Raw genomic sequence first — 20487 nt, 5'->3', positions numbered from 1 at the left:
TGTTCACTCGCCCACCGCGACGAACCGCCACACCGTGCCGTCCTCCTCCTCGTCCGACTCGGCGTCGTCGGCGTCGACGTCGACCTGGACGCCCGCGGCCTCCAGGGAGTCCCGGAGGCGGTCGCGTATCGCCGGGCTGAGGTAGTTGTGGTGCAGGTCCAGGGTGGTGAGATGGGTGAGCGGCTGACCGGTGAGGAGCGCGGTCGCGCCGTCGTCCGTGAGGACGCCCATCGACACGTCCAGCACGTCGAGGCGGGCCACCACGGGGGCGGCGGCCAGGGCCGCGCAGATGTCGTCCTGCATCTCGCTGTTGCGCAGCCCCAGCTGCTTGAGGGCCGGGAGCCGGGTGCCCGCGAGGATCGGGGCCAGGTCGGCCACCTCGGAGTCACCGCCGTACTCGGACGTGCCGAGCCACAGGTCCAGCTCGACGAGGGCCGGCAGGTCGCTGCCCGCGACACCCCGGACCGCCTCGACGGGCATTCCGCCGGTCTCCACCGTCAGCGACCGCAGCCGCTCGTGCCGCACCGCCGGGAAGACGAGCCCCTGACCGCCGCGCACCCCGAACTCCTCCAGCTCCGGGAAGGCGATCAGCAGCGGGCTCACGTCCCCCTGGTTGATCCAGGAGATCTCGCACTCCTCCCCCACGATGTCGCCGAGGAACAGCGCGCGCAGCGACGGCAGCCGGTCCTTCGCCGCCACCAGGGCCTCGATGATCTCCTCGGGGCCGTTGTCGTAGGCGTCGCTCCACGCGCCCACCACCAGCGCCCGCACCTTCTCGGTGTCGACCGAGGCGAGGAACCGGGCGAACGCCGCCTCCCAGGCCTCCTCGCTGTCGTAGGAGTCCACGGCGACGGCCCAGGCCACCGACTCGGGCGCGGGCAGAGAGGCGGCGCCCTGCGGGTCCTTCACCGACGTGGGGAAGCGGTGGACCGGCAGGCCGTGGAAATCCTCCAGATGGCTCCCGATGGTCATGTGCGCCCCGCCCCTTCGTTCCATGTCCGTGGACGGTGGCCGAGTCCCTGCCCGGTCCGCCCGTTGCGCACCCGGAGCGCACAGCGCCGCCGGGTAGAGGAGTTCTACCAAGCCGCACTGACATCGTGTGCGGCGGACCCCTGTCCTGTGGACGAACACCCGCCCCCGCCCCGGCGAACCGCCGTGCGGGGCGATTGTCAGTGGCTGCCCCTACGGTCGTCTCGTGGCACGGGGAGTGCCCGACGGGAGGGAGACCCATGTACCGGCAAGGAGACGTCCTCATCGCGCCGTTGGCGGAGAGCGCGGTGCCGCGAGGCGCGGTCGACGCCGCCTCGGAGCCGCGTGACGGGCGTGGTCGGCTCGTCCTCGCCCTCGGCGAGGTCACCGGTCACGCGCACGCCGTGGTCGGCCCCGGCCGCCTGATCCGCGAGGCGAGCGTGTTCGGTCCCGTGCTGCTGCACGTGCCGGAGGGCGCCCGCGTCGTCCACGAGGAGCACGCGGCGATCTCCCTGCCCAAGGGCTGGTACCGCGTCATACGCCAGCGCGAGTACGTGCCGGGTTCGGTGCGGATCGTCGCCGACTGAACCCGTGGGGGCGGGACAGGGCGGCCGTGACGTACGGCGGCCGCAGGGACAGGGACCAGGATCTTCAGGAGGAACGGCGTGACGGAACAGGCGAGTTGGCGGGCGGTGGCGGCGGCCACGGGAGCGGGAGACCGGGCGCGGACCGAGGCGGGCGTGCGCCTCGCGTACCGGCGGGCGGGGCTCGCGGAGCCCGAGCGGATCGTCTGGGCGCCCTCGCCCCTGGCGGCGGTGCGCCTGCTCTCGGGAGGGGCCGCGGAGGACGGCGAGGCGCTCCCCGCGACCGGGGCGAGTGTCCGCGGCGCCGTCCGCGACAGACAGGTCGCCGCCGCCCGCGCCCGGCTGCACACACGGCTGGGCCCCACCGGCTGGAGCGACCACTGGAGGGCGACCGGCGCCGACCTCTGGGAGACCACCCGGCCCCTGGTCGACCGTGTCCGCGCCGGTGTCGTCGAGGCGCTGGCCCCCGCCGACCGCAAGGCGGAGACCGGCGTCCGGCTGCTGCTCCTGGACGCGGTCCTCGGCCAGCACGACGCGGCCTGGATCTCCGCCCTCGACACGGCTCCCGAGCTGGACGGACTCGCGGAAGTGGCCCGCACGGCCGGCTGGTGGTGGCCGTACGCGAGCGTCGCGGTCGTCGCCGAACGCCCGGTGGAACTGCACCGCGACGAGGCGGGCCGGCTGGACCGCGGCGACGGTCCCGCGCTCGCCTTCTCCGACGGCTTCGCCCTGCACGCCTGGCGCGGACTGCCCGTCCCCGGTGCGTTCCTCGACCGGCTCGGCACCCTGACCCCGCAGCTGATCCGAGCCGAGGAGAACGCCGAACTGCGCCGTGTGATGCTCGAGTTCTACGGCTACGACCGTTATCTGGAGGAGTCCGGGGCGGAGCCGGTGCACCGCGACGAGACGGGTGTGCTGTGGCGCATAGCCCTGCCCGGTGACGAGGACGTGGTGATGGTGGAGGTCGTCAACTCCACGCCGGAGCCGGACGGGACGAGCCGCACCTACTGGCTGCGGGTGCCGCCCGCCACCACCACGGCCCGGGAGGGCGTCGCCTGGACGTTCGGCCTGCGACCCGAGGTGTACGAGCCGCTGCGGCAGACCTGAGGCCGTACGGCCCCGGCCCTCACTCGAACCGTGCCGTGTCGCCCGCGCCCTTGCGGATGATCTCCGCCTCGCCGCTGGAGAAGTCGATGACGGTCGTCGGCTCCGTGCCGCAGTCGCCCGAGTCCACCACCGCGTCGACGAGGTAGTCCAGGCGCTCCTTGATCTCCCAGCCCTGCGTCAGCGGCTCCTCCTCGTCGGGCAGCAGCAGGGTGCTGGAGACGAGCGGCTCGCCCAGCTCGGCGAGCAGGGCCTGGACCACGCGGTGGTCGGGGATGCGCACCCCGACGGTCTTCTTCTTGGGGTGGAGGAGCTTGCGGGGCACCTCCCGCGTCGCGGGGAGGATGAAGGTGTAACTGCCGGGCGTCGACGCCTTCACGGCGCGGAACACGTCGTTGTCGACGTGGACGAACTGACCCAGCTGCGCGAAGTTCTCGCACACCAGGGTGAAGTGGTGCCGGTCGTCGAGCTGGCGGATCGTACGGATCCGCTCGATGCCGTCACGACTGCCCAGCTGGCACCCCAGCGCGAAGCAGGAGTCCGTCGGATAGGCGATCAGCCCACCCTGACGAATGCTGTCGGCGACCTGAGAGATGGCACGCGGCTGGGGGTTGTCGGGGTGCACGTCGTAGTACTTGGCCATTGACCGAGCTTATGCCCACGAGCCGCGCACGGCCGTCGATGGGGCCGCAGGCCCCTGTCGAGGGGCGCGGGGAACTGTGCGACCAGCCACGAACCACCCGCAGCTCGACCACGGCCCGCAGTTCCCCTGCCCCTCGCGGAGCGCTACGCGCCGCTGGCGCGCAGCATGTCCTCGCGCTCGACGATCTTCACGCGCTCACGGCCCTGCGGCTCACCGAGCGCCTTCTCCGCGGCGTCGAGCCGGTACCAGCCCTCCCACGTCGTGAAGCGCACGTTCCGCTCCGCCAGGAACGCGTCGACGGCCTCCGGCGCGGGCGCGGACGGCTCGTGCAGCCGGCCGTTCGCGAAGTCGTCCAGGAGGTTGGAGACGGTCTCGTTGGCGTCGCCCTTGGTGTGCCCGATGAGGCCCACCGGACCGCGCCGGATCCAGCCGGTGACGTAGGTCGACTGCAGGTGCGCGCCGGTCTCCTCGATGACCCGGCCGCCCGCGTCGGGGACGGTGCCCGAGTCGACGTCCCAGGGCAGCTTGGGCAGCTTGTCCGAGAGGTAGCCGACCGCGCGGTAGACGCCGGTGACGTCCCAGTCCTTGAACTCGCCGGTGCCCTTGACGTTCCCGGTGCCGTCCAGGGCGGTGCGCTCGGTGCGCAGGCCGACGACCTTGCCGTCCTCGCCGAGGATCTCGGTGGGCGACTCGAAGAAGTGCAGGAACAGCTTGTGCGGGCGGTCGCCGACGTCGCGGATCGCCCAGTTCTCCAGGGTCTTGGCGACCATGTCGGCCTGCTTGTTGCCGCGCCGCGTCGCGATGGAGCCCTCGTCGTAGTCGATGTCCTCGGGGTCGACGATGACCTCGATGTTGGGGGAGTGGTCCAGCTCCCGCAGCTCCATGGGCGAGAACTTCGCCTGCGCCGGGCCCCGGCGGCCGAAGACGTGGATCTCCAGCGCCTTGTTGGCCTTCAGGCCCTCGTGGACGTTGGCCGGGATCTCGGTGGGAAGCAGCTCGTCGGCGGTCTTGGCGAGGACCCGGGCGACGTCGAGCGCCACGTTGCCGACACCGAGGACGGCGACCTTCTCGGCCTCCAGGGGCCAGGTGCGCGGGACGTCCGGGTGGCCGTCGTACCAGGAGACGAAGTCGGCCGCGCCGTAGGAGCCGTCGAGGTCGATGCCGGGGATGTCGAGCGCGCGGTCGGCCGTCGCGCCGGTGGAGAAGATCACGGCGTCGTAGAACGCGCGCAGATCGTCCAGGTTGATGTCCGTCGGGTAGTCGACGTTGCCGAAGAGACGGATCTGCGGCTTGTCGAGCACCTGGTGCAGGGCGGTGATGATGCCCTTGATGCGGGGGTGGTCGGGGGCCACGCCGTAACGGATCAGTCCGAACGGGGCGGGCATCCGCTCGTAGAGGTCGATGGACACACCGGGCTCGGTGGCGACGTCGGACTTCAGCAGCGCGTCGGCGGCGTAGATCCCGGCGGGTCCGGCTCCGACAATGGCTACCCGCAGAGGGCGGGGCATGTTCAGGTTCCCTTCGAGCGGAAGAAACGCTTCTCGTCGGCAACCCTAAACTAAGGCAACCCTTACCAGGTACGCGGGTCGGGTCTATGACCTCATAAGGCGATCTTATGCCCTGCGGGGGAATGGGCGGACGGCGGGGAGGCCCGGGAAACGGCCGGTGGAGACCTCTGCGGCCTGTCTGCGGCCTGTCTGCGGCCTGTCTGCGGCCCCCTCTGTCGACCTGATGTGTTTGCCTCGGCGGTGAACGGCAACGCGGTTTCCATGACTCAGCCGAACAAGGACCCGAACCAGAACTCCGCGTCCGCCGAGACGACCGCTGCCAAGGCCCGCCGGACCGCCGGCAAGGCGACGGCACCGGCCACCGCGTCCGCGAAGACGGCCGCGGTCAAGATGGACGACGCGACGTCGTCCGCCAAGGCCGGGGCCGGACACGCGGCCGACGCGGCCAAGCGCGCCGCCGACAGCACGAACAGTGCGGTGCACAGCGCCGTGAAGGGTGTCGAGGCGGGCCGCCAGGCGGTGGTGCAGGCCTCCGGCCAGGTGGCCGCCACCGCGAAGACGGCCATGACCGTCATCGCCCACCGCAAGCTCGTCGCCGCCGGTGTGGGCGCGGGCCTGACCGCCCTGACGGCCGCCTCCTACGCGGTCGGCCGCCGTTCGGGCCGCCAGGTCCAGGGCCCGATCACCCGGCTCACCGGCGGGCGTATCTGACCTGCCTCGACCTGCCTGCGGGGGGCGTCCGGCGCGGAACGCCGGACGCCCCCCCGCACGCCGTCCTACCAGCGGCCTTCCACCTGCTCCTTGATCCGGCGGTCGTACAGCTCCCGGATCGCGGCGAGCGTCTCGCCGGACAGCTCCGGCAGCGCGGCGGCCGACGCGTTGGCGCGGGCCTGCTCGGGCGTGCGGGCGCCCGGGATGACCGTCGTGACGCCCGGCAGCTGGATGATCCAGCGCAGCGCCAGCTGAGCCGGGGTGTAGCCCTCGGGGGCGAGCGCGGCGAACTCGACGGCGGCCTCCACCCCCGTGCCGTAGTCGACACCGGAGAAGGTCTCGCCCTGGTCGAAGGACTCGCCGTGCCGGTTGTAGGTGCGGTGGTCGTTCTCCGCGAAGACCGTGTCCTTGGTGTACTTGCCGGACAGCAGACCCGAGGCCAGCGGAACGCGCGCGATGATCGCGACGCCCGCCTTCTCCGCCGCCGGGAGGACGTCGAGGAGCGGCTTCATCCGGAACGGGTTGAGGATGATCTGCACGCTCGCCACGTTCGGCCGGGCGATCGCCGTCAACGCCTCGGCGCAGGTCTCCACGCTGACGCCGTACGCGGCGATCCGCTCCTCCTCGACCAGGGTGTCGAGCGCGTCGAACACCTCGTTCGAGGAGTAGACCGGCGTGGGCGGGCAGTGCAGCTGGACCAGGTCGAGGCGGTCCACGCCGAGATTGCGGCGGGAGCGGTCGTTCCAGGCCCGGAAGTTGTCGAGGACGTAGTTCTCCGGGATCTGCTCCACGCGACGGCCCATCTTCGTCGCGACGAGGACATGCAGATCGGGCCTGCTCCGCAGGAACGTGGCGATGGTCTGCTCGCTGCGCCCGTCGCCGTAGACGTCGGCCGTGTCGAAGAAGGTCACCCCCGACTCGGCCGCGGCCTCCAGCACCGCGAGGGCTTCCCTGTCGTCGACGTCTCCCCAGTCGGCGCCCAGCTGCCATGTGCCGAGACCGACCACGGACGCGTGCTGACCCGACCTACCGAATGCGCGTTCTTCCATGGCGTCAGTCTGTCACCTGTTCCCCGTGGTCAGTGCGGGTAGGCGCGCGGCGGACGCTGCCGGGGCAGCTCGTCCCGGAACTCCGCGACGACCGAGCTGATCTGCCGGGTGAGTTCGGTCTTCTCCAGCCGGTCGAGATACAGGTTGCGCCGGGCCAGGCCCATCGCGTCCACGCAGAAGTACAGCGCCATCAGCGGATTGACGAACAGTTCGCTGTTCCGGGTCCGCTCGGTGAACCGGACGTCGCCGAACTCACCGCGTACGGCCGCCGCGACCGAGCCGTTGACGATGCTCGGATGGGTCGGCGTGGCCCGCTGGGCGTGCGCCACCGCGTCCAGGTAGAGGGTGCCCTCGCGGCTGTCGCGGGGCAGTGAGAAGGCCCCCAGATAGTCGCCGTCGCGGTCGAGGGCGGCCAGGTTCTCCAGGACCAGCGCGTGGTTGACCCCGTGGTAGGCGTCCACGCCGAAGCCCAGGCAGGCCACCAGCCGCTCCGGCACCTCGTCGAGACCGGCGACGGCGCCCAGGCTCGCCATGTCCTCCTCCGGCGTCCCGAGGCCGTGCTCGTCGCCGCGCATCAGGATGTCGGTGCCGCCGTCCACCAGCACGACGGCGTCCACCCCGCCCAGATGGCCGATCAGCGCGCGATAGGCGGCCCGCAGGGGTGCCACACCCGTACGGGACAGCGCGTACACGGTGCTCGGCATGCCGTGCAGGTCCAGCCATTCCGCGAGGGCGCGCTCGGGGAAGTAGTCGCCCCGGAAGGCGGTGTCGGGGCCGACCGCCGCGACGTCCTGCTCCAGCCACACGTCGAGGCTCAGGCCGTACAGATCGGCGAAGGAGAGGTTGGCGAGATGGACCTCCTTGCCCGCCGAGCGCAGGGCGAGGGCCAGCGGCAGCCCGGCGTAGACGTCGAAGCCGCCGCCGGCACCGGCTATGAGCACACGCCGCGCGTCGCGCAGCCGTGTGAAGAACGGGGGTTGCTGGAGGGAGAACACCGGGGGAAATTAGCAGGGTGGCGCAGGGGGCGCTCACGATTTACGCGGGCCGGGCCACCGGCTACCGTACCGGTCAGTAACCGGACCGCACCGGGCCGGACCGGACCGCAGGAGGCCCTCATGCCGCAGCTCGAAGTCGACGGCGCCACGCTGACGTACGACGACGAGGGCCCCCGCGAGGGCGACGGAGTCCCCCTGGTGTTCGTCCACGGCTGGACCGCGAACCGGCACCGCTGGGACCACCAGGTCGTGCACTTCGCCGAGAAGCGGCGCGTGATCCGCCTCGACCTGCGCGGGCACGGCGAGAGCGGGGGCGCCGGGGTGCGCACGATCGAGGAACTGGCCGCGGACGTGCTCGCCCTCCTCGATCATCTGGAGATCGAGCGGTTCGTCCTGGTCGGCCACTCCATGGGCGGCATGATCTCCCAGACCATCACCCTCGCCCACCCCGAGCGGGTGGAACGCCTGGTGCTGGTCAACTCCATCGGCCGCATGACCTACAGCCGGGGCCGCGGCCTGCTGATGGCCGTCTCCACCCGGGTCCCCTTCAAGCTGTTCGTCGCCGCCAACATCCAGCGCGCCTTCGCGCCCGGCTACCCGCGCGAGGAGATCCGCTCGTACATCCGCGCCTCCACGGCCACCCCGCGCGAGGTGGTGAGGACCCTGTACGGCGCCATGCGCGCCTTCGACGTCCTCGACCGCCTCGGCGAGGTCAGCACCCCCACCCTGCTCGTCCACGGCTACCACGACATCCAACTGCCCGTCGGCCAGATGCTCCGCATGGCCAAGGCCTACCAGGACGCCGAGGTGCGGATCCTGGACGCCGGGCACGAACTCCCCGTGGAGAAGCCCGCGGAGCTGACCGCCACCCTGGACCGCTTCCTCACCGGCTCCCGGGTCTGAGCCCGCCGCCGGTCCACGCGCCGGGACCACCGAGGAGGCGCAGCCGCCCGAGGACCGCGCCGACGAAGGCGCGGGTCCGGGGCAGCCGGTCGATGTCCGCGGCGAGGGCCAGGGCCGCGCCCGTCCACGCGAAGCCGAAGGACCACACGGACAGCCACTCGCACAGGTAGAGAGGTGTGACCGGCCATTCGGCGCCCACCTCGGTGACCGCCGCCACGGCGGCGAGCGCCATGAACGCGAGGATCAGCACCCCGGCCACGAGATAGGGGCGCCGCGCGTACGGCCGGTCCGCGATGCCGGGCGCCCGGTACATGGAGAGGCAGAAGGCCGCCATGGCCGTCAACAGGGCGACGGCGAAGACCTGGTGGAACACGGAGACCGTCTGCTGTCCCGCGTCGCCCCCGGACCCCGGCGCGGTGGGGAAGAGGGCGACGCCGAGGGCACAGGTGCCGGCGACGGTGCCCAGGATGTCGTTGGACCTGTCGAAGCGGTAGACGATCAGGAAGATCCCGAGCGCGCACAACGCGCCGACGAAGACGTCCCGGGTGCTCGTGTGGTAGGCGCCGCTCATGGACCCGGGCCAGGCGTCCGCACCGGACCGGCCGTCGAGCCGCGCCGCGATCCAGTTGCCGGCCGGCAGCGCGAGGGGGAGCAGGACACCGATGACCCCGACCCCCAGGCGCAGCCGCATGACCGTCCGCGCGTCCTGGTCCTTCGTCCGGGCCGCCGCCCCGCGCCGCGGGGGCTCGGCGGCATCCGCGTCCGTCGCGCTCACGGGCACCTCCTCACCTGAACACGCGAGGCGAAGCCGTGCCCGCCACCGGACGATGTCCGGCAGTGGTCGCACGCAAACTCGAACGTGGGTCCGCGAGCCGGGCGGGTCAGCAGGTCAACTGCCCTTCCGCGGTGGCCAGCAGCTCCGTCACCCGCAACGCGAACGCGGCGTCGCACGGATGCGGACGACCACTACGCGCCGCCGCCGACAGCGCGTCCCCCGCCCGTACGAGAGCCGGTACGGCCCCCTCGTCGGTCGTGGGCAGTACGGTCGTCCCGGCCCGGCCGCGCAACTCGACCGTGGCGCCGGACGCCGCAGGCGGGGCGGTGAGGCTGAGGGTGAGCGTGCTGGACGCCCCGCCGGTGTGCAGGAGCACCAGATGCACCGTGTCCCTCGGCCCGCGCACGGCGGCGGCCACCTTCTCCACGTCCCCGAGGACCGGCAGCAGCACGGACAGGGCGTGCGGGCCCACGTCCCACAGACCGCCCTTCTCCCGCCGCCACGGCGAGTCCGCGAAGGGACTGTCGCTCTCGTCGTCGAACAGCGACCCGAACCACTCCGCGCGGCCGGTGAACCAGCCGTCACGGGCGGCCTGTTCGGTGATCCACGCGTCGATCGCGGTCTGGAACCGGGCGGTGAAGAAGACGACCGAGGCGACCCCGCTCTCCTCGACCGCCCGGACGACGGCCCGCCCCTGCTCGACGTCGGTCGACAGCGGCTTGTCGAGCAGCAGATGACAGCCCGCCCGGGCCGCGCGCACCGCGAGCGGCGCCTGGACGGACGGCGGCAGCGCCACGGCGACCGCGTCCACGTCCGCGAACAGGGCGTCGACGTCCTTGTACACGGGCAGGCCGCCGTGCCGGCCGGCCAGTTCCTCGGCCGCCTCGGGGCGCCTGCCCCACACCCCGGCGAAGTCCAGCTCCTGGTGCGCGCTCAGCGCGGGGGCGTAGGTCATCTCGGCCCACGGCCCGGTTCCGAGCAGTCCGATACGCATGCCTGGGTCTCTCCTTGTGCGTTGGGTGCCGTGTCCCGCGCAAGCCCCACGGGGTCCTCGGGGACGGATCTGTCCGACGGCCGTCAGGGCAGCGCCTGTTCGGTCCAGATGGTCTTGCCGCCGGGGGAGTAGCGGGTCCCCCAGCGCTGGGTGAGCTGGGCGATGAGGTACAGGCCCCGGCCGCCCTCGTCGGTCGTGGCGGCGTACCGCAGATGGGGCGAGGTGTGACTGCTGTCGGTGACCTCGCAGATCAGCTGCCGGTCGTGGATCAGGCGGACCCGGATGGGGCCGCCGCCGTACCGGATGGCGTTGGTGACCAGCTCGCTGAGGATCAGCTCGGTGGTGAACTCCAGCTCCTCCAGCCCCCACGCGGCCAGCTGCCGGGTGGCGTCGGAGCGCGCCCGGCGGACCGCGGCCGGGTCGCCGGGCACCTCCCACTCGACGACCCGGCCCGTGTCCAGCGCCCGGGTGCGGGCGACGATCAGCGCGATGTCGTCGCTCGCCCGGCTCGGCGGCAGCGCGTCGAGGACGGCCTCGCAGGTGCCCTGCGGCGAGGTGTCGGCGCCCGTCAGCGCGGTGCGCAGCAGTTCGAGCCCGTCGTCGATGTCCCGCTCCCGGTCCTCGACGAGACCGTCGGTGTACAGCACGATGCGGCTGCCCTCGGCGAGGTCCAGCTCGGCCGTCTCGAAGGGCAGTCCGCCGAGACCGAGCGGCGGACCGGCCGGCACCTCGGGGAAGTCGACCGTGCCGTCGGGCCGGGCCACCGCGAGCGGCGGATGGCCGGCGCGGGCGACGGTGCAACGCCGCGAGACCGGGTCGTAGATCGCGTACAGGCATGTCGCCCCGGTGATGGGGGCGTTGCCGTCGAGGACCGCCTCGTCCTGGTCGATCCGGCTGACCATCTCGTCCAGCAGCCCCAGGATCTCGTCCGGCGGCAGGTCCAGCGCGGTGAAGTTGTGGACCGCCGTGCGCAGCCGGCCCATCGTGGCCGCCGCGTGCAGACCGTGACCGACCACGTCGCCCACGACGACGGCGACCCGGGTGCCGGACAGGGGCAGGACGTCGAACCAGTCGCCGCCCACCCCGGCCTGCGCGGGGAGATAGCGGTAGGCGACGTCCAGGGCGCTCTGCTCGGGCAGGTGGCGTGGCAGCAGGCTGCGTTGCAGCGTCTCGGCCATCGTGTGCTCGCGGGTGTACCGGCGCGCGTTGTCGATGGAGACCGCCGCGCGGGCCACCAGCTCCTCGGCGAGCGCCAGCTCCTCCTGGTCGAACGGCTCGGGCTTCTCCGAACGCCAGAAGTTGGCGACCCCCATCACCAGCTGGCCCACCCGCAGCGGCACGGTGATCAGCGAGTGGATGCCGTACTCGACGACCTGGGCGGACCGTTCGAGGTCCTGGGCCTGCCAGCCGCGCGCCCGGCTGAGGTCGGCCACGAGGGTCGAGCTGCCGCTGTCGATGCTGCGCGCCTGCGGCGAGGAGGGGACCAGGTCGATCCGCTCGCCCACCTTGTACAGCGGCGCGTCGTCGCGGATCCCGCTGCACGCCGTACGGCGCAGTGTGGTGGCCGTCTTGGGCTCGTCGCCGCTGAGCGCGGCCGGGGCCAGGTCCACGGTGACGAAGTCCGCGAGCCGGGGGACCGCCACCTCCGCCAGTTCCTCGGCGGTACGGGTCACGTCCAGGCCGGTGCCGACGCCCACCCCGGCGTCGTAGAGCAGCCTCAGCCGCTCCCGGGCGGCCTCCGCGCGGCCCGACAGGGCGCGCAGCTCGGTGGAGTCGCGGAGCGTGGCGACACTGCCGGAGGGCGCGCCCTGGAGATCGGTGGGCCGCTGGTTGACCGCCAGCAGCCGGTCGCCCACCAGGTGCACCTCGTCGTTGGCGACCCGGCCCGACGCCAGCAGGTCCGCCATGGGCGCTTCGAGGCCCAGGGAGTGGACGTCCCGCCCCTCGGCGTCCGCGGGCAGGTCCAGCAGCCGGTGCGCCTCGTCGTTGGCGAGCAGCAGCCGGCCCCCGCCGCCGACGATGATCACGCCCTCCCGCACGGCGTGCAGCACGGCGTCGTGGTGCTCGTACATGCGCGTCATCTCGGACGGCCCGAGCCCGTGGGTCTGCCGCAGCAGCCGTTTGCTGACGAGCGCCGTGCCCGCCAGGGCCAGCGCGAGGGCCGCCGCGGCGGCGGCCAGCACGAGGGGCAACTGCTGCTCGGCGACCCCGCCCACGTTCTCGGTGGTGATCCCGGCCGACACCAGGCCCACCACCTTGCCGTCGGGATCCTTGACCGGCACCACGGCCTGGACCAGCGGGCCGAGGGTGCCGTTCACCTCCTCGGTGAAGGACTCGCCCTTCAGCGCGGGCTCGATGGTGCCGACGAACTGCTTGCCGATGCGGTCCGGCTTCGGATGGGTGTAGCGGATCCCCTCGGTGCTCATCACGACGATGAAGTCCACCTTGGACTGCACCCGGGCGGCCTCGGCCCGCGGCTGGAGCACCTCCGTCGGATCGGGGGCGCTCAGCGCCTCCCGGGTCCCCGGCGCGTTGGCGAACGTCTCCGCCACGGCGAGCGAACGGTTGTGCGCCTCCTTGGAGCTGTCGTGCCGCACCTGGAGGACCAGCGCCACCACGGCCGACACGACCAGTACCAGCACGATCACGACCTGCAGCAGGAACACCTGGCCGGCGACACTGCGCCCGCTCAGCGCCGCGCGCAGCCCCGAGAGCGGGCCCCAGCCGTGTCCCGGCTCCCCACTTGCGCCGCCGTCCGATCCGTGCGGCACCCGCCGGGCGCGGTCGTCCCGGCCCCGCGCAGGCCGGCTCTGGGGACGGCGGGTCGACTGAGAGCGAGATCGACCCAGGAGACGGACCATGTGCCCATGTCTACACTGCCCCGCGCCCGGAGGCGAGAGGGGGTCGTGCGCTGCCTGGGCCGAGGCCGTCGGCGGCTCGGTGGCGAGAGCGCTTGCTACCGCTTTGACCATGTGTGATGCCCTGCTACCTGTCGGATTCCTGTGAATCTGCGAGGCGTTTGAACACATCGGGGTCCGGATCCGTATAGGGCTGGGGTTTTTCATGCCCGGACCCGGCCACGACGTTGTAGGAGCTATCCGTGGGACGCACCACCAGGCGCAGACGCCCATCCGGAGCACGGCGCGCGACTTCCGCCGCGATCGCGCTGATCTTGGGCGGAGGCGGTCTCGTGGCCGTCAATGTCTACGCTTCGGCCACCGAGGACGGCGCCCCCGACGACTGGGTCGAGCAGGTCGGCTCCGCAGCCGGCACGATCGACTGCCCGGACGTCGGCAGCGGGCTCACGGAGGTGCCCGAGGGGGCACGGGAGGGCGTCGACAAGGAACTCGCCGCCCTGGACCAGCAGATAGCCGAGGCCTACCAGCGGCTGCAGAACTCCCTCCGGGCCCAGCAGCAGGACGGCGGCTTCGCCGACGACGCGATCATGAACCCGCTCAAGGAGAAGCGGGCGGCCACGATCGAGCGGATCGCGATCGCCATCGACCGCGTCGGCGACCGCCCCGAGGGACTCGACTCCCTCGCCGCCTGCGAACTGCGTCCCGCCGAGAACCAGAACGCCGGTCAGAACGGCGGAGAGCAGAACGGCGGAGAGCAGAACGGCGGCGGCCAGAACGGCGACGGCGACCAGAACCGGGGAGACCAGGGCGGTCAGGGGCAGCAGGGCAACGGCGGGCAGGCCGGCAACGGGCCGGTGGCCGCGGACTACGCCGACATCAGGTCCGTCCAGCCGAACACCGGGAACCGGGGCGGGGGGAACGGCTCCACCGGCTCCTTCAGCACCGACTGCGGGGTGAACGCCAACGGCCTGTTCAACTCCGACAACGTCATCGTCGCCCCTGGTGTCTCCAATGGCGCCCACCACTTCCACGACTACGTCGGCAACCAGGGCAACAGCGCGTTCGCCGGCGACGAGGACCTCGCCGCCGCCGACACCAGCTGTGAGAACCAGGGCGACAGGTCCTCGTACTTCTGGCCCGTGATCCGGCTGCAGAACGGCACCGCCGAGCAGGACGCCAACGCGCCCGGCGGCGGCATCGAGGGCAACGCCGGCGAGATCGTGACGCCCAAGGACGTCACGATGACCTTCGTCGGCAGCCCGCGGGGCGAGGTCGTGGAGATGCCGCGGCTGCTGCGCATCATCACCGGTGACGCCAAGGCCTTCATCAACGGCCCGGCCAACGCCAACGCGTCCTGGAGCTGCACCGGCTTCGAGGACCGGCAGCTGAAGGACAAGTACCCGCTGTGCCCCTCCGGCAGCGACGTCGTCCGCACGTTCGAGTTCCAGAGCTGCTGGGACGGCCGCAACATCGACAGCGCCAACCACCGCACCCACGTGGCCTTCGCCGCGGCGGACGGCAGCTGCGCGGCCGGGTTCAAGGCCATCCCGCAGCTGGTCCAGCGCATCGTCTACGACGTCGACGCCCCGAGCCTCCAGGACGGCGGCCGTACGACCCCGCTGTTCGCCGTGGACTCCTTCCCCGAGCAGCTCCACAAGCCCGGCACCGACCACGGCGACTTCATCAACGTCTTCGACGAGGACCTGATGCGGGCGATGGTGGACTGCGTCAACGACGGGCGCGAGTGCGACGCGGCGGACCTCGGCGGCGACCAGGGCGACGGGGACGCCGGCCAGGGCGACGGCGGCGACCAGGGCGGCGACGCCGGCCAGGGCGACGGTCAGGGGCAGGACGACGGTCAGGATCAGGGCCAGGACCATGAGCAGGGCCAGGACCAGGACCAGGACCAGGAACAGTCGGGCAACGGTCAGGGCGATGGCGATGGCGATGACCAGGGGCAGGGCGACCAGGGTCAGGACGAGAACGCGGCCGAGCCCACCGAGACCGCCCAGGCGCCCGGCAGCGACGACCAGGGCGACCAGGCCGACGAAACGGGCAAGGGCGACCAGGCTGATGAAACGGGCAAGGGCGGCGACAAGGAGCCCCAGGTTCTGGGCTCGGTGAAGGCGACCCAGCGCGGCAACCCCGCAGACTCCGACTCCGCCGCCGACGGGGACAAGGGCGGGAACGGCACCGGCACCGGCGGTGACGCGAACGCGGCCCCCGGGGAGCCACCCGCGGCGAACGTGCCGTCGGCCGCCGGGCAGCCCGGCGCACAGGGGTCCGGGTCGGCGAGCGGCAGTCTCGCCGAGACCGGTTCGCAGCTGTGGCCCGCGATGATCGGCGGCGTGGCCGTGCTCGCCGGTGTCGTACTGCTGCGCCGGGTCAGGCGAGGGACCTACTGACCCGTACGCCGACCGGATGCGATGTCCATGCTCAGCCAACCTTGTTAGTTTGAACGGGACTTGATCCTGCATCAGCTGACGGGGCGGGCGGAGCATGGCGGAGGACCGGTTCCGGCGGCTGCGGTTGCCACCGGGTGACGTGGCGGCGGCCGCCGTGCTGCTCGTGGCGATGACCGCCGTCCGGCTCGGCGCGGGAGACGGCGCCGACGCCCCACCACCCGCCGTCCTGGCCCTCGGCGCGGTGATCGCCGCAGGCCTGGCGGTGAGGCGGCGCGCCCCGCTCGCCGGGTACGTGGTGGGCACGGCGGGGCTCGTCGTCGAGGCCCTGTGGGTGGGCCCCGGCCAGTTGACGCCGGTCGCGAACCTCATCGGCGTCCACTCGCTGGGCCTGTACGCGACTCCGCGCAGGGCCGTGCTCGGGGCGCTCCTCGTGCCGCCCGGGGTGCTGGCCCACTTCGCGTCGAAGGACGACCCGTGGGTGACCGAGGTCGCCGTCGTCCTCGTCTGGCTGCTGGTGTGGTCGGCGGGCTGCGCCACGGCCCGCCGCCGCAGGGAGACGGAGGAACTGCGGCGGTTGCTGCGCCGCGAGACGGTCGTCGCCGAACGGGTGCGCATCGCCCGGGAGTTGCATGACGTCGTCGGACACTCGGTGAACGCCATGCTGGTCCAGGCCGGCGCCGGACGCATGGTGCTCGACACCGACCCCGAGCGCACCCGGGAACTGCTGATGAGCGTCGAACGCACCGGCCGTGACGCCCTCGCCGAACTCGACCGCCTCCTCGGCGTCCTGCGCGCCGACGACGACGCCACGGACGCCACCGGGGACACCACCGTCATGGGCGCCACCACCGTCGCGGGCGCCACCGGCGGTCCCGCCCCGGACCGCACCACCCCGGACGACACCGACCTGGACCCGGCCTACCTCGGTCAACTGGTGCGCCCCATGGTGGACGCGGGCATGGACGTACGGGTGTGCGTCGAGCCGGAGACGCTCACCCTGCCGCGCGCGTTGCGGCTGTCCGTCCACCGGATCGTCCAGGAGGCGCTGACCAACGCCCTGCGCCACGGGCACGCCCGGTCCGCCGAGGTGACGGTCCGCCGACAACGCTGGGGGAACGCGGTGCTCGTGACGGTCGTGGACGGCGGCGCCGGGCCGCCGCCGGAGTACCGGCCGGGGCGAGGACTGCGCGGCATCGGCGAACGGGCCGCCGCGCTCGGCGGATCGGTGGCGCACGGTCCGGCCGACGACGGCACCGGCTTCGCCCTCACCGTCGAACTGCCGCTGCCATGACCGCGCCTGGAGCCGCCACGACCACTCCCGGAGCGCCTGGCGCCGTCCGTGTGCTTCTCGCGGACGACGACGCCCTGCTGCGGACCGGTGTCGCCGTGACCCTCGGCACCGCGCCGGACATCGACGTCGTCGGGGAGGCCGCCGACGGGATACGGGCCGTGGAACTGTGCCACGCGCTGACCCCGGACGTCGTCCTGATGGACGTACGGATGCCGGGCATCGACGGCATCGAGGCCACCGGCCGGATCGTCGCGGCGGGCCTGGCCGCGCGGGTGCTCGTCCTGACGACGTTCCCCGACGACGCCTATGTATGGCGGGCGTTGCGGGCCGGGGCCAGCGGCTTCCTGCTCAAGCGCGCCGCCCCCGAGCGGCTCATCGACGCCGTCCGCACGGTCCACGCCGGGGACACGCTGCTCGATCCGTCCGTCACCGGCGCCCTCGTCGAGCGCTTCGTCCTCGACGGCCGGGGTGCCCGCGCCGAGCCGGACGCGGCGGAGCGCGCCCGGCTGCGCGCGCTCACCGCCCGCGAGGCCCAGGTGCTGCGGCTGATCGCCGAGGGCCTGTCCAACGCGGAACTCGCCACGGTGCTCGGTATCGCCGAGTCCACCGCGAAGACCCACGTCAAACGCATCCTGCACAAGATCGGCGCCCGCGACCGGGCCCAGGCCGTGGTCCTGGCCCACCGCTCCGGCCTCATGGAGTCACGCGGCGCGCCCCCGGAACCCCTCCGCGCGCCCACGGACCCGCTCCGGTCGCCCGCGGACCCCTTCGGAACGCCGCCCGCCCACCCCGGCTCCGGCTGACCGGCCGTGACGTCCCCGTACCCCTGAGGGGGTACGTCCCCGCACCCCCTCGGGGGGACGTCCGGCCCCCTCCGTCGCCCTACGGTCAGGCCAGTCGCCGGGAGGGGGAGCTGGGATGAACGCGAGGGACGTGGGGACGGTTCTGGCGTCGGACGTGTGGCGTGCCGTCCGGCCGCGGGGCCGCTACCAGCGGCTGCTGTGGTGGTGCGGGACCGCGCTGCTGCTCTCCGGGGCGGTGCACGGGCTGGTGGCGGTGGTGGACGGCGCGCCCTGGTGGGGGCCGGTGTCCTGGCGCAAGCCGGTCGCGTTCGGGGTGTCGTTCGGACTGCTGGTGTGGTCGGTGGTCTGGATCATGCGCCAGTTGCCCGCGCGCTGGTGGGTGCGCGTGCCGGCGGGCCTGATCGTCGCCGTCGGCGTCTGCGAGGTCGGGCTCATCACCGCCCAGCGGTGGCGCGGGGTCGCCTCCCACTTCAACCAGGCGACCGACACCGACGCCGCGATCTGGTCCATGATCGGCACCCTGATCCTGCCGCTGATCCTCGGCCTGGCCTGGCTGTTCGTCGTCGCGCTGATCCGGTTCGACGGCAGTGGGGCCTCCCGCGTCGCCGTCCTCGCGGGACTCGCGGCCGTCCTGGTCGCCGGGTACATCGGCGGCGACATGGCCGCCATCGGGGAGGCAGCCTTCGACGAGACCGGACACGTACCCCGGGAGATCCTGTTCGGGGCGGCGGGCAGTGCCAAACTGGCCCACGCCACCGGACTGCACGGCGTCCAACTCCTCGCCGTCCTCGCGATCCTGAGCGAGTCGGGCCGACCGCGGCCCCGCCGGGCGGCGTCCGTCCTGGCCGTGGCCGCGCTCGGCTACGCGGCCGTCCTCGGAGCCGTCACCGCGACCGCCTACGCCGGCCGCGCCCCGTACGATCCGACCCTCCCCTACGGCGTCCTGCTGCTGGCCGGTGTCCTCACGACCGGTACGGCGGCTGCCGTGATCCTCGCCCGGGCGTCCTCCGCCCGCAGCGCCGCCGATCCCGAACCGGCGGCGGGGAATCCGTCGCCCGCCGGGCGAACCGGAAGCTGACCCGGGTGCGTCAACCAGCTGTGGGGCCTGTACGTTGCACGCACCGACCAGCGGTGCGACCGATGCTTTCGCGCCACCTCTCGGGCGGTGGTCACGAAGTGAAATCGATCTCTTCCCGCGCCCGAGAATCATCTGTCGCGGCATCGAGTTTCGGCCGTACACTGACAATTCGTAAGCATGCGGGTGGAGTTGACGGGGGGATCCGAGATGTCCGGGGATCAGTACGGGGTAAGAGACCAGGACGGGTGGAGTCACAGCTACGTCGTGCCGCCGATGCCGTCGGCACCGCCCCCCGGGCCCGCGGACGGCTGGCGGGCCGTCGGGGTGGGCCTGCTGAACCTCAGCGGACTGGGGCTCGGCTACGCGCTGATGCGCCGCCCGCTCCTGACGCTGCTGTGCTGGGCCGCCACCGGCCTGCTGCTCTTCTCGGTCCTGCCGGCCGACCCTGACGGCGTCTCGGGCGCCACCCTCACCGTCTACGTCCTCTTCCTCCTCCTCACCGCGGCCCACGGCGCCTTCCTCGGCCTGCGCAACCGCCTGGTGTGGCCCGCGAAGTCCCCGCTCGCCATCGCGCTCGGCGTCCTCCTCCTGGCCGTACCGGTCGCGGGCGGTCTGCTGTACGAGACCGCGCGGAAGGAAGCCGTCGAGGAGATGCTCCTGGACCGGCTGGAGAAGGCCGACGCACTCGTGGACAAGGCCTCGGGGGAGTCCTTCTCGACGACCCAGTCCGAGTACCGCAGGGCGCTCTCCGCCTACGACGACCTCAGCACCGACCACCCCGACTCCCGGGCCGCCGAGAAGGTCCCGGACCGGCTGAAGACCTTCTACACGACGGTCGGAGCCCCCTACGAGGAGCAGCGGTACTGCGACGCGGTCGCTCCCCTCGAATACCTGCGGACGGTTCCGAAGAACGTGAGCAAGCAGGACCTCGGCTCGCTGGCGGCCTGGCCGGACGGCCGTCTCGCCACCTCGCTGTACGAGTGCGCCTCGGAGAGCCTGGCGGCCGACACCGAGGGCTGGCAGGACCAGTTCAGCGACCTCCTCACCACGTTCCCCGACTCCGATCAGGCGGCGAAGGTCGAACCCGACGTCGAGGCGGCCGTCGACAAGGCGGTCAAGGCCGTCGGCGGCGACGACCCGTGCACCGCCGTGGACCGGCTGGAGACGCTCGGCTCCCAGGTCAAGGCGTTGCCGGGGGACGAGGCCGGAGTGGCCGACGCCCTCGCCGCCGCCTCCAAGAAGGCCGAGGACTCCGCCTCCGCCGGGGTCTACACCTGCGGTGTGGACCAGTACAAGGACGGCGAGTTCGCCGAGGCGGTGACGTCGATGAACGACTTCGTCGACGCCAACAAGAAGCACAAGAACGCGCCGCGCGCCAAGAAGATAGCGATCGCCGCCGAGATCGCGCAGGAGGTCCCCGCCGCGGGCAAGAAGCTGCCCACCACCCGGACCGGCGGCAGCATCTCCGTCACGGTCAAGAACGACAGCCCCGACGAGATCCAGGTCATGTACACCGGCCCGGTGACCGGCACCTTCACCCTCAAGGGATGCGGCACCTGCACCAGCTACGACTGGAGCAGCACCCTCGTCTCCAGCTTCAAGCCGTGCAGCGGCAACGACAAGTACCCGCAGCGCACGATCAGCCTGCCGGTCGGCACCACGTACTTCCTGCACAAGCCGAAGGGCGACAACGCCTCCAGCGCCGCCTCCGACACGGCCAAGCTGGAGCCCGGCTACATCTACACGGAGTGCGCCTATGTGACCTCGGGCTACGGACTGAACTCCTGACGGGAGCCCGGCCACGATGACCGGAGGGC

17 protein-coding genes are annotated in these 20487 nt (G+C 72.5%); 9 read left to right on the top strand and 8 right to left on the bottom strand.

Features of this window, described 5'->3' with window-relative positions:
• Nucleotides 1-3: 3 nt before the first annotated feature.
• Nucleotides 4-972: an STM4015 family protein gene (locus HW837_RS14220; protein WP_045560175.1), complete on the bottom strand. Its 969-nt coding sequence runs from the start codon at nt 970-972 to the stop codon at nt 4-6.
• Nucleotides 973-1229: 257 nt separating this feature from the next.
• On the opposite strand from HW837_RS14220, the gene HW837_RS14215 reads away from it, so the two are divergent.
• Both HW837_RS14215 and HW837_RS14210 read left to right on the top strand, forming a co-directional pair.
• Nucleotides 1230-1556 (top strand): hypothetical protein, encoded by a 327-nt coding sequence (locus HW837_RS14215; RefSeq protein ID WP_093790937.1) that lies wholly within the window; start codon nt 1230-1232, stop codon nt 1554-1556.
• Nucleotides 1557-1634: 78 nt separating this feature from the next.
• On the top strand, nt 1635-2660 hold the full coding sequence (locus HW837_RS14210; RefSeq protein WP_093790936.1) for a DUF6745 domain-containing protein: 1026 nt from the start codon (nt 1635-1637) through the stop codon (nt 2658-2660).
• Nucleotides 2661-2679: 19 nt separating this feature from the next.
• On the opposite strand, the gene HW837_RS14205 is transcribed toward HW837_RS14210, so the two are convergent.
• Together HW837_RS14205 and HW837_RS14200 are read right to left on the bottom strand one after the other, a co-directional pair.
• The gene (locus tag HW837_RS14205; protein WP_045560178.1) at nt 2680-3300 is read right to left on the bottom strand and encodes an L-threonylcarbamoyladenylate synthase; all 621 of its coding nucleotides are present in this window, start codon (nt 3298-3300) and stop codon (nt 2680-2682) included.
• Nucleotides 3301-3443: 143 nt separating this feature from the next.
• Nucleotides 3444-4808, bottom strand: coding sequence for an FAD-dependent oxidoreductase (locus HW837_RS14200; protein ID WP_045560179.1), 1365 nt, complete (start codon nt 4806-4808; stop codon nt 3444-3446).
• A gap of 225 nt (nt 4809-5033) precedes the next feature.
• Here HW837_RS14200 and HW837_RS14195 point away from each other — a divergent pair, with 225 nt between their 5' ends.
• The gene (locus HW837_RS14195) at nt 5034-5519 is read left to right on the top strand and encodes a hypothetical protein (protein WP_045560180.1); all 486 of its coding nucleotides are present in this window, start codon (nt 5034-5036) and stop codon (nt 5517-5519) included.
• Between the two features lie 65 nt (nt 5520-5584).
• Here HW837_RS14195 and HW837_RS14190 read toward each other — a convergent pair whose 3' ends face one another.
• Both HW837_RS14190 and HW837_RS14185 read right to left on the bottom strand, forming a co-directional pair.
• On the bottom strand, nt 5585-6568 hold the full coding sequence (locus HW837_RS14190) for an aldo/keto reductase (RefSeq protein WP_045560181.1): 984 nt from the start codon (nt 6566-6568) through the stop codon (nt 5585-5587).
• A gap of 29 nt (nt 6569-6597) precedes the next feature.
• On the bottom strand, nt 6598-7563 hold the full coding sequence (locus tag HW837_RS14185; RefSeq protein WP_045560182.1) for a DUF1152 domain-containing protein: 966 nt from the start codon (nt 7561-7563) through the stop codon (nt 6598-6600).
• A 120-nt stretch (nt 7564-7683) separates the two neighbouring features.
• On the opposite strand from HW837_RS14185, the gene HW837_RS14180 reads away from it, so the two are divergent.
• Complete coding sequence (locus tag HW837_RS14180; protein ID WP_045560183.1) at nt 7684-8466, top strand: alpha/beta fold hydrolase; 783 nt, start codon at nt 7684-7686, stop codon at nt 8464-8466.
• Here the strand turns inward: HW837_RS14180 and HW837_RS14175 are convergent.
• From HW837_RS14175 to HW837_RS14165, 3 genes are all read right to left on the bottom strand, one after another.
• The gene (locus HW837_RS14175; RefSeq protein ID WP_052682990.1) at nt 8447-9241 is read right to left on the bottom strand and encodes a hypothetical protein; all 795 of its coding nucleotides are present in this window, start codon (nt 9239-9241) and stop codon (nt 8447-8449) included. The two genes, HW837_RS14180 and HW837_RS14175, sit on opposite strands and share 20 nt — an antisense overlap.
• Nucleotides 9242-9347: 106 nt before the next feature.
• Nucleotides 9348-10235: a Gfo/Idh/MocA family protein gene (locus HW837_RS14170; RefSeq protein WP_045560184.1), complete on the bottom strand. Its 888-nt coding sequence runs from the start codon at nt 10233-10235 to the stop codon at nt 9348-9350.
• Nucleotides 10236-10318: 83 nt separating this feature from the next.
• Entirely contained in the window at nt 10319-13096 is a 2778-nt protein-coding gene (locus tag HW837_RS14165) for a SpoIIE family protein phosphatase (protein WP_237270165.1), read from the bottom strand.
• 329 nt (nt 13097-13425) lie between these two features.
• Here HW837_RS14165 and HW837_RS14160 point away from each other — a divergent pair, with 329 nt between their 5' ends.
• The 5 genes from HW837_RS14160 to HW837_RS14140 all read left to right on the top strand — a co-directional run bounded on the left by HW837_RS14160 (nt 13426) and on the right by HW837_RS14140 (nt 20458).
• Nucleotides 13426-15498 carry a DUF1996 domain-containing protein gene (locus HW837_RS14160; RefSeq protein WP_313895487.1) on the top strand — a complete coding sequence of 691 codons (2073 nt, stop codon included), beginning with the start codon at nt 13426-13428 and terminating at the stop codon, nt 15496-15498.
• 94 nt (nt 15499-15592) lie between these two features.
• On the top strand, nt 15593-16789 hold the full coding sequence (locus HW837_RS48620; protein ID WP_193379620.1) for a sensor histidine kinase: 1197 nt from the start codon (nt 15593-15595) through the stop codon (nt 16787-16789).
• Entirely contained in the window at nt 16786-17592 is an 807-nt protein-coding gene (locus HW837_RS14150) for a response regulator (protein ID WP_078853688.1), read from the top strand. The genes HW837_RS48620 and HW837_RS14150 overlap by 4 nt, the downstream gene beginning before the upstream one ends.
• Nucleotides 17593-17707: 115 nt before the next feature.
• Entirely contained in the window at nt 17708-18670 is a 963-nt protein-coding gene (locus HW837_RS48615; RefSeq protein ID WP_234442675.1) for a hypothetical protein, read from the top strand.
• A 207-nt stretch (nt 18671-18877) separates the two neighbouring features.
• Nucleotides 18878-20458 (top strand): TgpA N-terminal domain-containing protein, encoded by a 1581-nt coding sequence (locus HW837_RS14140; protein ID WP_193379621.1) that lies wholly within the window; start codon nt 18878-18880, stop codon nt 20456-20458.
• Nucleotides 20459-20487: the final 29 nt, after the last annotated feature.

The sequence above is a fragment of the Streptomyces caniscabiei genome (assembly GCF_014930365.1).
In the GTDB taxonomy this organism is placed as follows: domain Bacteria; phylum Actinomycetota; class Actinomycetes; order Streptomycetales; family Streptomycetaceae; genus Streptomyces; species Streptomyces caniscabiei.
The sequence above is the reverse complement of the archived record's forward strand: the minus strand, read 5'-3'. Positions and strand labels throughout refer to the sequence as shown.

Coding starts and splice junctions, on each gene's coding strand:
- HW837_RS14205 (WP_045560178.1), bottom strand. CDS start 3,300: ATGGCCAAGTACTACGACGTGCACCCCGACAACCCCCAGCCGCGTGCC.
- HW837_RS14180 (WP_045560183.1), top strand. CDS start 7,684: ATGCCGCAGCTCGAAGTCGACGGCGCCACGCTGACGTACGACGACGAG.
- HW837_RS14140 (WP_193379621.1), top strand. CDS start 18,878: ATGTCCGGGGATCAGTACGGGGTAAGAGACCAGGACGGGTGGAGTCAC.
- HW837_RS14150 (WP_078853688.1), top strand. CDS start 16,786: ATGACCGCGCCTGGAGCCGCCACGACCACTCCCGGAGCGCCTGGCGCC.
- HW837_RS14200 (WP_045560179.1), bottom strand. CDS start 4,808: ATGCCCCGCCCTCTGCGGGTAGCCATTGTCGGAGCCGGACCCGCCGGG.
- HW837_RS48620 (WP_193379620.1), top strand. CDS start 15,593: ATGGCGGAGGACCGGTTCCGGCGGCTGCGGTTGCCACCGGGTGACGTG.
- HW837_RS14170 (WP_045560184.1), bottom strand. CDS start 10,235: ATGCGTATCGGACTGCTCGGAACCGGGCCGTGGGCCGAGATGACCTAC.
- HW837_RS14220 (WP_045560175.1), bottom strand. CDS start 972: ATGACCATCGGGAGCCATCTGGAGGATTTCCACGGCCTGCCGGTCCAC.
- HW837_RS14190 (WP_045560181.1), bottom strand. CDS start 6,568: ATGGAAGAACGCGCATTCGGTAGGTCGGGTCAGCACGCGTCCGTGGTC.
- HW837_RS14215 (WP_093790937.1), top strand. CDS start 1,230: ATGTACCGGCAAGGAGACGTCCTCATCGCGCCGTTGGCGGAGAGCGCG.
- HW837_RS48615 (WP_234442675.1), top strand. CDS start 17,708: ATGAACGCGAGGGACGTGGGGACGGTTCTGGCGTCGGACGTGTGGCGT.
- HW837_RS14165 (WP_237270165.1), bottom strand. CDS start 13,096: ATGGTCCGTCTCCTGGGTCGATCTCGCTCTCAGTCGACCCGCCGTCCC.